Source organism: Pseudomonas sp. RT6P73, assembly GCF_054897715.1.
Map to the genome: position 1 here is coordinate 3,317,925 of NZ_JBUBUV010000002.1, position 12,871 is coordinate 3,330,795.

Genomic DNA, 12,871 nt, shown 5'->3' on the forward strand with positions numbered 1-12,871 from the left:
TTGTCAGGGTTTACGACTGCTGCGCAGCCGAACGCAGGCTTCGCCAGCTGCTACAAGAATTGCATTGCCGCGGAAATTGCTTAACTGATCGGCATTGGTACAATCGCCGGCTTTTTTCGCGACAGGATGTCCCCATGCAACGGATTGTAATTCTGGGTAATGCCGGCAGCGGCAAATCTACCCTCGCCCGTGCCCTCGGCAAACGCTTGAACCTGCCCGTGGTGCACCTAGACACGCTGTTCTGGGAGCCCGATTGGGTCGAGCCGGACGCTGAGCGATTCCGCGCACGGGTCCGCGAAGCAATCGCAGCGGATGCGTGGATTTGTGAAGGCAACTATGCGCGGCGAACCTTCGACCTTCGCCTGCCCCGTGCCGACCTGATCATCTGGCTCGATACGCCGCGGCTCACCTGTTTCGCCCGGGTGATCATGCGCAGCGTAATGAACCGTCCTCGCGCTGACCTGCCGGCAGGCTGTAGAGAGAAGCTCGACCGGGCGTTCCTGACCTTTCTGAACTTCGTGTGGAATTTTGATCGTGGCTACCGCGCAGGTATCGAGGTGGTGCGCCTGGCCATAGGCCCGCAAATTCCTACGCTGCACTTGCGCGGCACGCGGCAGATTTCCGCATTTCTCGATAGCTTGTCCGCAACGTCTGGAACCTCCGTCCGGCCTGCACACCCCGCGCGGGCGGGCTGCCTTGGCCTGGACGGAGGTCCGGACCCAACAAGCGGTCAGTAATCCCAGAAGGCCGCAATCCAGCGAAAGGCATCACCGTCGATGGCCACCCGGCCTCCGCTCTACGAACGCCAGCCACCACACTCACTAAACCGCTGTTTCGCCGCCTTGCGATTTACCCACGCCATACCTCGCACCAGCCCGAAGCGCATGACGGAGTTTCAGGGCCGGCCGTTCGATGGAGTAGTACGAAACGCAGCTCAATCCAAACGACAGGACCAGAACGGCGGCAACGATGTGCGCGTCGTAGGCAACGGGCCAGAAAGCGCGCAGGAAGTACATCACCACAAAGTGATTCAAAAACACGCCATAGCTGATGTCCCCGAGGAACTCGTCAATCCGATGAAACTTGAGTCTCGTCAGCACGTACACGGCCGGGATGCCTAACGCGATGCCCGCAGTCACCTCCGCGTTAAACGGCCGACGCTCAATCAGTCCCGCTTCTATTGCCGCAAACATCAAGGCAGCCACCACGGCGGTGCCGGCGGCGATCGCCAAGCCCTTCGCCTGTGGTTTGTACAAGTAGCTGCCGCACAGGAACATGAACAAGACGCCCGGCAACAATCGGTAGCCGTACACATCGGTGTTGATGAAACCAAAAGAGGCGGTCATGAAAACCGCGACAGACAGGGCAAACGCAACACCCCTCGCCTTATAGATAATCAGGAAGGGGATCACCAAGTAGAAACACATCTCAAGACCCAGTGACCAGGCCGGCGGCAAGACAAGCGACCCCGCGACCCCGAACATGTAGAAACCGAGGGGCACCATGGGCAGGCTCTGCGCGATGTTCCTCAGCGTCAGCTCGGCGGCTTGCGGCGTGCCGGGCAGCAGGAAATAAATCACGGCGCAGGATGCGAGGAAGTAGAACAGGAACTGCGGGTAAAGCCGCAAAGCCCTGTCCATGTAGAACAGGCCGATTGTCTCCGGCGTCTTGTAATTGCGCTCGATGAGCGAGGTCATCACAAAGCCGCTGATGATCAGAAAGGAAATCACGGCAACCACGCCGGGGTTAAGCCCCGCGACCGTCTTGCCCATATGAGAAACGGCCACCAGAACGGCCAATAACAGACGAAAAGCTCCCACCCACCCCTCCAGACGTCCTTATATTTATGGCGCGTAAACTACGTTGATTTTCGCCATGAGGACAGGTTTTTTGTGGCGCGGGATTCCGTGAGGAACAAAAAAAAGCCCCGCAACCGAAACGCGGTGCGGGGCAAAAAATTGGTTGGTTGCGGCCAACCAAAGGAGCGCTTGAAAAACGTTAACGGCCGGGGTCAGATGCAATCCTGTGCGGCGCGTCCAAAACTCGAAGGCAGGTAGTTCGAGGCCAGCAAGTGCCGCTCGTAGATGAACACCTTGCCGCCACTGCCGGCCTTGTAGGCTTCCAGCACGTTGTCCGCGGAGACTTTGCTCGGCACCACGATCCGGTAGCTGCGCTGGGTCTGCGAAACGGTCGGGTTCAACGCACTGCCCTGCAATTTCGGTACGACGCAATCGGCGTATTGCGCAGGTGTCTTGTGGGTCTGCAAGGTCAGGGTCGGGTCGTTCGGCGCAGAGGCGCAACCGGCGAGCAACAAAGTGGCAAACGCCATGACAGGCACAAACAAAGGGCGCATCGGTGTCATCCTGAAAATAAAAGTCCGGTTCATCACGCGACGGGGCAGCGCCACGGGCGGTGTTCGATGGGGGCGATTCTCCGGTGATTACCGACAAAGCAGAACGTGTGTTTCGTGATTGTCACTATTACTTCACGCAATAGTTGCGCGCCGTGGAGACTCGTACACACTCAATCACAACTGAAAAAGATAGATGAGGCCTCTCCTTGAGAACGTTTGACCTGATCCGCGACGCCGTCCTGCCCGATTTCCGTGATCGGGTGGCCGAGTACTTGATCGAGTATGAAACCGTACTGCTGTGCGAAAACACGCCCGACCCGGAGCTTGTGCGAGCCACCGCCAATCAGCTGCGCGGTTATTTGCGCGGGTTGAACACCACGCGGGTGTTGGGCATGGCGGATTGGGAGGAGCTCGATCGGCGGGTGGTGGATACGTGGCTTTTGCCTGACCAATGACGGGTTCGCGAGTCGCTTTGTTGGCCGGAATTGGTCCTTGATTAGCTCGCGCGCTCACTGATTTAACAGGCTGGAGAGCGCTTGTTTAAACGCCCTCAAGTTTACGTCCTGAAAGCTACAAAACCTTGCGCCGTTGCCTACGGCTGCGCCAGAATCCGCCGGCTTGTGCGCCTAGGGCCTGGGTTTTATCGTTTCCGGGTCGCTGAATATCAGCGATCGGGTTTGGTAGCCCGGTTACCTGTCGCATAACGCAACGTAATGCAGAGATTTTTTTCGTCTTCTGTTTATGGCAGTCATGCGTAGGGCATCCTCGGATGCGCCGGGTTTTGCACCAGGTAACCGGTCTACCAACCTGCGTATGGCCGCCACCCTTCGTTGGTAGCGAGGGTGATGGCTCCTTAGTTATTATCTGGAGCACCATCTATGTTCAAACCAACACCAAACCCACCAGAAGCGGACGACGTTTCCCCCTACGAAACCGCCGATTCCAAAAAACTCAACGAAGCCGCCGAGCGAGCTCTCGATTTTCACTTCCCGTCGAATGCCGACATCAAAGCCACCCCGCGAACACGCAGCAGTCTTTTTTCCGTCGATCCCGAGGCCACGGCCGAAACAATGGCGGTTTATTTGGTCGAGACACTGGCCTCGGTTGATGTGATGGTCCACCAGTTGGTGGATCATCTGGAGGGTGAATCGCGTTACGCGCTGCTGGGTATTTCCAACAGCATCATGATGGCGGAGATCACCGCCAACCGAGTGTTGGATAGAATTGATCTACCCAACTAGGGGCGGTTTGCTGGGGTGAGTGGATAAATGTGGTTGGCCAGCGCAGCGGTGTCTTTGGGGGCCGTTGCGCGGCCAATGGTAGCGATATCTACGAGAGACCGATAATGGACGTCCCCTTTTCCGATGCGTCCCCTTTTTTTACCAAACGTCTAGTCCTGAAAAAGGTGTAAACCTATTCAGGACTAGACACTTTCTCCTATCGTCCTACGCCCTAATCATCGAAAACCGCCTGCTTTAGGAGTAAGCCTCAGCCACTTCCCCCGCGAAAAAGTGGCTGAGGTGGCTGAACGTTTTTCGTACTAAGCCTTGATTCAAGTCATGGGCGGAAGGTGACGCACATACCACCGGCCATCACATGCAGTTTCAAACTTTTTCTTTGCCAGCCGGTGGTGGCGGTGGCATTGAAAGTCGCGCTTACCCAACCTCCGCTGGGGGAAAATTTCGGTCCGAAGCGTGTGACAGGGAATCCTTCGGGAGGGGGTGTGTATTTGGCAATGAGAACATTGAGGATATGGGGGGAGAGGTATGTGGGAATGTCGCCCTGTACGTCCGTCACCCATCGCGCATATGATTCGTAATCTTGCGGGATGGGGGTATAGAGGCACCGATATACCTCGGATACGGTGACTTGATACGATTTCGTGCCTTCATGGTTTGAAACTTTAATTGTGGCCGATCCGTTTCCCACGCTGCGTACCCGGCCATTGCTATCGACTGTTGCGATGTTTGGATAGGTGGACAGATAGGTGAAGGGCGAGGTGCCGCTGGTGGGGGTTCGGGTCATGGCCGTGCCTGCTGGCTCGTGATCGGTGGGTTGCCAATTGAGCCCTGTGCCTGCGATAAAAACATTGATACCTTTGAGAATCATTGGAGTCTGATCCAGCTCGAACGCAGGGAGTGTTCTGACCCTGTAGATGCACAGGGGGAAAGCCACCGCCGTAGGTTCGTTGGCCACCTTGTCGAAGTTCACCTTGAAGGTAATCGTGACGTCGCTGCCGCCCTTGAGTGTCTTCAACCACTCGATGGCGGCCAGGGTGACCAATCCGTCGGTCGATGCATGAGCGGCCCCTTGCCAAATCACCTTCTCGGTTTGTTGACCGTTTTCCAGGGTACCGTCATACCGCAGCCAGACACAGTGTCCTGACACCTGAAGCAACCACGCGGCCACCCTCAACTGCGCGGTGTCCTGCATCTCGGTGACATCCAGGATCCCATCTGCTGTCGCGCCATCGATCATCAGCCTCGGCAACCGCGAATCCTCATTCGCGATTCGATTCACCGTCACCACCAGCGATAACGACTCGGCAATCTCCTGCCCTCCCCGAATCAGCTTCCAGGCCAGTTGCGGCCCCTTGCCGTGCCACCGACCGAGAAACGCGGCATCCAGCTTGAATATCGCGAACTTCTGCTCCAGTAGTAACACCGCAAACTCCGGTGAACCTGGCAACGGATTGAGCAGGATAAGTTGTGCCTGATCTCCGGCCAATGCCGCCGTAAAGTCGACTCGCACATCAACTCCATTTGGATAGTGGAGCGCATCAATGGGGTTGGTCGCTGACGATACCAGCGTTGGCGCATCCAGCTCCACCACCGCACTGCCCACCCGCAACCTCAACTCAAACGACTGCCCCAGCATCACGCCATTGCGCTCGATGCGGTAATCCACGACCACCGTGCCGTTCAGGTTGGCAATCACGAAGGACTTGGCGACGGTGAACTTCACCACCTTCCCCGCCGTCTGCGAAGTCAGGTCGACAAAATCGCTGGTACTGCCGCCGCTGGCCGATCCACACCAGCTGTAGCTCACCCGATCCCCGGCTTGAGTTCCGAGAAACGGCACTTTCAAGGTGGCGCCGGTAGGCGGCACGTTGTCCGGGTCCAGCACGTCGCTGCCGGGTTCGACTTCATCCACTTCAGGCCGCACAAATTGCGGCAGCACCTCGCCCACCTGCATCCAGAACGCCTGCGATTCGCGCACGCTGCGCACCAACGCATCGTCGTTGGCCACGCGGTAATAGACCTTCACTTTGAGGCCGTCGAAGCGACGGATCTCGGCATTGCTCACGCTGCGCAGAATAGGCTCATGATCGGCGATGTTACCGACCGGACGCGGATCCCCGTAGTAGACAGTGCTATCTGCGCGTTTTGCCTCCCAGATCAGCGTCACCTGATCGCTACTTTGACGCCCCGGATACCACGGAATATTCACCGTCGCCCACAGCGTTTCCGTTGGCAGCGCCCCACCCGGCGCCTCCTTGACACTCGGCGCCAGCAAGTGGCTGATCTCGCCCACCACATCGACGCTGGCATTTTTCGACGGCCGATTGGCCACACCGTCCCGCACACGCAGGTACGACACAGTCGCCCAGCCCTTGGCAATCGCCTTGACCGAGGCATTGGGGATGATGAAGTCGCACTGAAACGGCACGAACTCGACCGTTTGCTCCAGTGGCCCGACGACGATCGGCCCGCCTTCGGCCGGGGTGCCGGACCAGGTCATGACAATCTTGTCGTCGATGGCAAAGTCCGCTTCAGGCGTATACACCCGCACGACGACATCGGCCTCCCCGAGTTGCTCAAGGTCGATCGTGTTGGTCGGTCTGCCCTCCACCAGCACCAGCGGCGCGTTCAAGCGGTTGCCGCCCAGATCGACCAGCACATGGGTGCTGGCCGCCCACGGCGCACGCTCGTCGGGGTAGTTGTTGCAGCGGTCGATCACCTGATAGGTGACGGCCACCCGCGGCCCGTCGCCGGCGGCTTCGATCACGGCTTTGGTGAAGGTGATGACGATCAGACCCGAGTTTTCGACCTGCTGTGGGGTCACCGGGTAATGCACCACTTCCTGACTGCCCCAGCGCGCGATGATGCGGTCGTACACCGTGATGTTTTCGTACGGCTCGATGCGCATCTGCACGCCCTGCTCGGCCATGCCGGGGTCGACGCCGTTGGAAATGTCCGGGGTCAGCGTGTACTTGAGCCCGTCGTGCCCCGGTTCGGGACTGTCGTCGAGGCCGCCGGGACGAGTGCGTTTGACCAGCAGGGTCAAGATCGGCGTGGAATCCTGCGGCCCTTGGGTAGGGCGAGTGATGCGGTAAAACACCGACCTGGCTTCACCGTCGAGGATAAAACCTTCGGGAATACGAAAGACCACGTCTTTGTTGAGTTCGCTCGCCAGCTCGATGGTTTTGCTCCACACCGGGGCGCTGCTGTTGCCCCAGAACATCTCGACCCGATCGCCGATGTTCATCGTTTCCCAGGCGTTGATGATCACCTGCAGATCGCCCTCAAGCGCCCGCAACGGGATGCCGCCGTCGTAGGGCGGCTGGTCCTTCATCTCCGTCATGCCCGAAATATACGGCGGCCTGAGGACGGCGGTGATTTTATTCGGTTCGACGGGGGACGGGGTGGTCATGGTGAGGCTCCTTGGGCTGGCGGACGAGGCCAGGCGATGGGGCTATCACACAAGGTTTTGCGGGGGGCTGGCTACTGTCAGATCTGACAGTGGCGACGAATGGTTGGGGATGATGGGATGAATGGGTGCACTCCTTTTTTCTCCCCTGACGTTGGGCTGTGCAGCGGTGCCTTTTTGGATTCCTTGCACGATCCAGCGGGAGTAAACATCCATCAGAGACAGAACTTATAAATAAATGCATCTTCTTTTCCCTTGAAATCTCAAAGCTACGCTGGTACTTGGAAAGTTAAGCTGCAAAACCCCAGGCATGGCAGTCAAGGAGTTATGGGTCTATCTGTTGGCACACAATCTGATCCGAATGCTCATGCCACAATCGGCTCTATTAGCTGACTGCTTACCTCGCGAACTGAGCTTCAAACACAGCCTTCAACTATGGCTGGCGCTGCGACAATATGGCCGCCCTGAAGAAGAGGATGGCCTTTCAAATTTATTGACGCTGATCGCTCAAAGGCGCGTTGGAAACCGGCCTGGTCGTATCGAGCCGCGAGGCATAAAACGAAGGCCTCAAGCCTACTCCTGCTGACCAAATCACGTCGATTAGCACGGGCAGATGCCAGGAAAAATGGGCACACTAAACATGTTAAGTAAGTGCCATTCAATTTCCGTCCTCATTTCGCCCCGGTCATGAACGTAACGACGCGTGAACAGATCTGTCGACTTAACTTGGTCCCCTTTTTCTCATGACAAAGTGAATGAACGTTTTTCGATCGCAATCCCTCGCCAAGTTGTCCACTACATTTTGTAACACACGACGGGGAGAGCGGACGGGCCGTTCATGACTGCGAACCCCCACTTATGACCGGTATAAAGAAAAAGGTGTGGGTCGTTGTTGGGTGATGATGGTATGACCGAGCCGATGTTGTACTTGTATGAGCGCGTCCTATAGCGAGTAACGATGATCTGGAAGCGAAAATCGTAAACATTATACGGTATGAGTGTGCCGCCGACACTGTTGATCCAGTTAAGGGATTGAGGGTACATGAGGGGTGTTGGGTTGTGGAGCATACGGATGACATTTGAGGCCGTCACTCTGAATGACTTGGTTTGAGGCGGCTTGCTTTTATCGGTCACGGTGATGGTGGTAGTTCCATTTCCTTCGCTGCACACCTGACCTAAGTTGCTGACAGAGGCAATCGCAGGATTTGAAGACTCATAGGTGTAAGGAGGGAGGCCACCGGTAGGTCTGCGAGTTTCTACGGTGCCTGCGGGGTTGTTGCCGGTATGATCCCAATCGAGCGTTGTACCCGCGATAGAAATGTTGAAGCCGCTGAGCACCATTGGGGTCGGATCAAGCTTGAACTCCGTAAGCACGGTCAAAGTGCGTGCTGCGGAACTCTGCCCCGGACCGTACAACGCCTTGGCGGTGAAGCTGTGGGCTGCCACGCTCAGTACCGTCACCAGAAGCGTCCAGATCCCCGTCGTCAGGTTCGCGGTGGCCTGACCTTTGGAGACCGCGCCATCGAGCACATCGACTTTCTGACCTTTACTGGCCGTGCCGGTCAGCGTGATGCTGGTTTCGATCGTCGTACCGCCATTGGGAATTTCGACCCCGCTCGGGCTGCCTTTGACCGAGGAAATAGTCGGTGCGATCACCGCTGTCACGGTCAAGGTTCGTGCCGCGGAACTCTGCCCCGGACCGTACAACGCCTTGGCGGTGAAGCTGTGGGCTGCCACGCTCAGTGCCGTCACCAGAAGCGTCCAGATCCCCGTCGTCAGGTTCGCGGTGGCCTGACCTTTGGAGACCGCGCCATCGAGCACATCGACTTTCTGACCTTTACTGGCCGTGCCGGTCAGCGTGATGCTGGTTTCGATCGTCGCACCGCCATTGGGAATTTCGACCCCGCTCGGGTTGCCTTTGACCGAGGAAATAGTCGGTGCGATCACCGCTGTCACGGTCAAGGTTCGTGCCGCGGAGCTCTGCCCCGGACCGTACAACGCCTTGGCGGTGAAGCTGTGGGCTGCCACGCTCAGTACCGTCACCAGAAGCGTCCAGATCCCCGTCGTCAGGTTCGCGGTGGCCTGACCTTTGGAGACCGCGCCATCGAGCACATCGACTTTCTGACCTTTACTGGCCGTGCCGGTCAGCGTGATGCTGGTTTCGATCGTCGTACCGCCATTGGGAATTTCGACCCCGCTCGGGTTGCCTTTGACCGAGGAAATAGTCGGTGCGATCACCGCTGTCACGGTCAAGGTTCGTGCCGCGGAACTCTGCCCCGGACCGTACAACGCCTTGGCAGTGAAGCTGTGGGCTGCCACGCTCAGTGCCGTCACCAGAAGCGTCCAGATCCCCGTCGTCAGGTTCGCGGTGGCCTGACCTTTGGAGACCGCGCCATCGAGCACATCGACTTTCTGACCTTTACTGGCCGTGCCGGTCAGCGTGATGCTGGTTTCGATCGTCGCACCGCCATTGGGAATTTCAGCATTTGCAAGATCTTTGACCGAATGAATCTCCGGTTCGATGTAGCCAATGCCCAATCTCAACTCAAACGATTGCCCAAGCGTCACCCCGTTGCGCACGATGGTGTAGTCCGCGACCACCGTGCCGTTCAGGTTGGCAATCACGTAGGACTTGGCGATGGTGAACTTCACCACCTTCCCCGCCGTCTGCGAGGTCAGGTCGACAAAATCGCTGGTACTGCCGCCGCTGGCCGATCCGCGCCAGCGGTAGGTCATCCGATCCAAGGCCTGAGTTCCCAAAAACGGCACGATCAAGGTGGCGCCGGTAGGCGGCACCTTGTCCGGGTCGAGCACGTCGCCGTCGGGTTCAGTTTCTTGCACTTCAGGTCGCACAAACTGCGGCGCAACCTCGCCCACCTGCATCCAGAACGCCTGCGACTCGCGCACGCTGCGCACCAAGGCATCGTCGTTGGCCACGCGGTAATAGACCTTCACTTTGAGGCCGTCGAACCGGCGGATCTCGGCATTGCCCACGCTGCGCAGGACAGGGTCATGATCGGCGATGTTGCCGACCGGGCGCGAATCCTCGTAGTAAACCGTGGTACCGCCGCGTTGGGCCTCCCAGATCAGCGTCACCTGATCACTGCTTTGACGCCCCGGATACCACGGAATATTCACCGTCGCCCACAGCGTTTCCGTTGGCAGCGCCCCACCCGGCGCCTCCTTGACACTCGGCGCCAGCAAGTGGCTGATCTCGCCCACCACGTCGACGCTGGCATTTTTCGACGGCCGATTGGCCACGCCGTCCCGCACACGCAGGTACGACACGGTTGCCCAGCCTTTGGCAATCGCCTTGACCGAGGCATTGGGGATGATGAAGTCGCACTGAAACGGCATGAACTCGACCGTTTGCTCCAGTGGCCCGACCACGATCGGCCCGCCTTCGGCCGGGGTGCCGGACCAGGTCATGACAATCTTGTCGCCGATGGCAAAGTCCGCTTCAGGCGTATACACCCGCACGACGACATCGGTCTCCCCCAGTTGCTCAAGGTCGATCGTGTTGGTCGGTCTGCCCTCCACCAGCACCAGCGGCGCGTTCAAGCGGTTGCCGCCCAGATCGACCAGCACATGGGTGCTGGCCGCCCACGGCGCACGCTCGTCGGGGTAGTTGTTGCAGCGGTCGATCACCTGATAGGTTACCGCCACCCGCGTCCCGTCGCCGGCGGCTTCGATCACGGCTTTGGTGAAGGTGATGACGATCGGATCCGAGTTTTCGACTTGCTGTGGGGTCACCGGGTAATACATCACTTCCTGACTGCCCCAGCGCGCGATGATGCGGTCGTACACCGTGATGTTTTCGTACGGCTCGATGCGCATCTGCACGCCCTGCTCGGCCATGCCGGGGTCGACGCCGTTGGAAATGTCCGGGGTCAGCGTGTACTTGAGCCCGTCGTGCCCCGGTTCGGGACTGTCGTCGAGGCCGCCGGGACGAGTGCGTTTGACCAGCAGGGTCAAGATCGGCGTGGAATCCTGCGGCCCTTGGGTCGGGCGGGTGATGCGGTAAAACACCGGGGTGGCGTCACCGTCGAGGATAAAACCTTCGGGGATGCGGAACACCACGTCCTTGTTGAGCTCGCTCTCCAGCTCGATGGTTTTGCTCCACACCGGGGCGCTGCTGTTGCCCCAGAACATCTCGACCAGATCGCCGATGTTCATCGTTTCCCAGGCGTTGATGATCACCTGCAGATCGCCCTCAAGCGCCCGCAACGGGATGCCGCCGTCGTAGGGCGGCTGGTCCTTCATCTCCGTCATGCCCGAAATATACGGCGGCCTGAGGACGGCGGTGATTTTATTCGGTTCGACGGGGGACGGGGTGGTCATGGTGAGGCTCCTTGGGCTGGCGGACGAGGCCAGGCGATGGGGCTATCACACAAGGATCGGCGGGGAGCTGGCTACTGTCAGATCTGACAGTGGCGACGAATGGTTGGGGGAGATGGGATAAATAGATGCGTCCCCTTATCGAAAATGACTGCGTGATTGGTCCGGGAGGTTCGTTATTTGTCCGTGGGATTAGCCATAGACACCTGCATTTGTGGCGAGGGGGCTCGCCCCCGTTCGGCTGCGAAGCAGTCGTAAATCCGGACAACTCGGTCCATTTGAACGGACACGGGGGCCGCTTCGCAGCCCAACGGGGGCAAGCCCCCTCGCCACAGAAGCCCCCTCGCCACAGAAGCCCCCTCGCCACAGGTCTTGCTCAACTGAGGATTTTTTTAGCGAACGGCATCAGCCTCATACGGGCTTAAGCGGGATTAAAGCAATAGGCAGCCAGTTTGTTGCCATCAAGATCACGGGCATACGCAGCGTAAGCATTCGGCGCCCAGCCACGCGGTCCCGGGAGGCCTTCACACGTACCGCCAGCGGCCAATGCGGCTGCATGAAACGCGTCGATGGCGGCACGCGTCGGTGCTTCGAAACTCACAGTCACACCATTGCCAACGCTGGCAGGTGCGCCGTTCGCCGGTTTCAGAACGAAGAAAGCCGGGGCGTTCTCGCCCCAGATAGAACCGTTGTCGCCAAGATCTGCGATACGTTTCTGGCCAAGTTCGCCCAGTACGTTGTCATAGAAATTGCGGGCCTTGCTCAAGTCATTGGTGCCGACTGTAACGTGAGTGAATACGCTCATTTTTATAGCTCTTCGTCAGGTTGAGAATGACGCGTACGGCGTCGTGGTTTCGGCCAAGAATGTGCCCCGGTCATTTGAAAGAACAGTGATGAATCGGTATTAATCCGATGCGAAGAGCGCATAGAAACAGCGGTGCCCTTCACAACAGCCGATGCCTTGATACCCTGTGTGCCTCATGATCATGGACATCAGCACATGGAAGTAGCACCACAATTCGTCATTCTTGAAACCGACCATTGGCTTCTCAATCATCACCTGTCATCGGCGCTTCCCGGCTATCTGATGCTGGGGGCGAAGACTCACGTCAACTCGCTGGCTGACCTTCCCGACGGTGCGCTGGCGGAGTTGGGTGGGCTGATGGCCAACATCCAGAAAACCCTTGTATGGCAGCTGAAGCCGAAGTGGCTGTACATCAGTCGATTCGGTCATGACCCTGGCTACCCGATCCACTTTCACTTCATTCCGGTGTACGTCTGGGTCGAGGAGCTTTTCTGGAAAGATGCCAGGTACAGGCTTTTGCAGACATTCGCCAGCAACGAAAACGCCCGGTCACTGACTGACGGAGCGGAACTGACGCTGTTCATCTGGCGTGAATTTGGAGAGAGCCCGAAGCCGCCGGCAGTGCAAGGGCCATCAATCAACCGGGTCATTGATGATTTGCGCAAAGCATTCAGATAGGGACAGCGAGTTTGTCTGTTCTGGGGTCGATTGCCCCCCTCCACGAC

General features: G+C 58.3%; 9 protein-coding genes and 1 pseudogene. 5 read left to right on the forward strand and 5 right to left on the reverse strand.

What is annotated here, in order from left to right; genetic code table 11:
- Positions 1 to 134: 134 nt before the first annotated feature.
- Positions 135 to 737 carry a P-loop NTPase family protein gene (locus ACYZT6_RS15820; protein WP_462027711.1) on the forward strand — a complete coding sequence of 201 codons (603 nt, stop codon included), beginning with the start codon at positions 135 to 137 and terminating at the stop codon, positions 735 to 737.
- Positions 738 to 821: 84 nt separating this feature from the next.
- Here the strand turns inward: ACYZT6_RS15820 and ACYZT6_RS15825 are convergent, their stop codons facing one another.
- Together ACYZT6_RS15825 and ACYZT6_RS15830 are read right to left on the reverse strand one after the other, a co-directional pair.
- On the reverse strand, positions 822 to 1,820 hold the full coding sequence (locus tag ACYZT6_RS15825; protein WP_462027712.1) for an acyltransferase family protein: 999 nt from the start codon (positions 1,818 to 1,820) through the stop codon (positions 822 to 824).
- A gap of 191 nt (positions 1,821 to 2,011) precedes the next feature.
- Positions 2,012 to 2,353 (reverse strand): hypothetical protein, encoded by a 342-nt coding sequence (locus tag ACYZT6_RS15830; RefSeq protein ID WP_462027713.1) that lies wholly within the window; start codon positions 2,351 to 2,353, stop codon positions 2,012 to 2,014.
- Between the two features lie 206 nt (positions 2,354 to 2,559).
- On the opposite strand from ACYZT6_RS15830, the gene ACYZT6_RS15835 reads away from it, so the two are divergent.
- Positions 2,560 to 2,808, forward strand: a complete 249-nt coding sequence (locus ACYZT6_RS15835) for a hypothetical protein (RefSeq protein WP_462027714.1) — start codon at positions 2,560 to 2,562, stop codon at positions 2,806 to 2,808.
- A gap of 423 nt (positions 2,809 to 3,231) precedes the next feature.
- Entirely contained in the window at positions 3,232 to 3,594 is a 363-nt protein-coding gene (locus tag ACYZT6_RS15840; RefSeq protein WP_462027715.1) for a DUF6124 family protein, read from the forward strand.
- Positions 3,595 to 3,910: 316 nt separating this feature from the next.
- On the opposite strand, the gene ACYZT6_RS15845 is transcribed toward ACYZT6_RS15840, so the two are convergent.
- Positions 3,911 to 7,006, reverse strand: a complete 3,096-nt coding sequence (locus ACYZT6_RS15845) for an Ig-like domain-containing protein (protein ID WP_462027716.1) — start codon at positions 7,004 to 7,006, stop codon at positions 3,911 to 3,913.
- 256 nt (positions 7,007 to 7,262) lie between these two features.
- On the opposite strand from ACYZT6_RS15845, the pseudogene ACYZT6_RS15850 reads away from it, so the two are divergent.
- Positions 7,263 to 7,654 (forward strand): annotated as a pseudogene (locus tag ACYZT6_RS15850) (IS4 family transposase); the annotation flags it as partial.
- A gap of 144 nt (positions 7,655 to 7,798) precedes the next feature.
- Here the strand turns inward: ACYZT6_RS15850 and ACYZT6_RS15855 are convergent.
- Positions 7,799 to 11,344: an Ig-like domain-containing protein gene (locus tag ACYZT6_RS15855; RefSeq protein ID WP_462027717.1), complete on the reverse strand. Its 3,546-nt coding sequence runs from the start codon at positions 11,342 to 11,344 to the stop codon at positions 7,799 to 7,801.
- A 418-nt stretch (positions 11,345 to 11,762) separates the two neighbouring features.
- On the reverse strand, positions 11,763 to 12,146 hold the full coding sequence (locus tag ACYZT6_RS15860) for a VOC family protein (RefSeq protein ID WP_462027718.1): 384 nt from the start codon (positions 12,144 to 12,146) through the stop codon (positions 11,763 to 11,765).
- Between the two features lie 195 nt (positions 12,147 to 12,341).
- Between ACYZT6_RS15860 and ACYZT6_RS15865 the strand changes: the two genes are divergently transcribed.
- A complete protein-coding gene (locus ACYZT6_RS15865; RefSeq protein ID WP_462027719.1) occupies positions 12,342 to 12,824 on the forward strand; it encodes an HIT family protein in 483 nt (160 codons plus the stop codon).
- Positions 12,825 to 12,871: the final 47 nt, after the last annotated feature.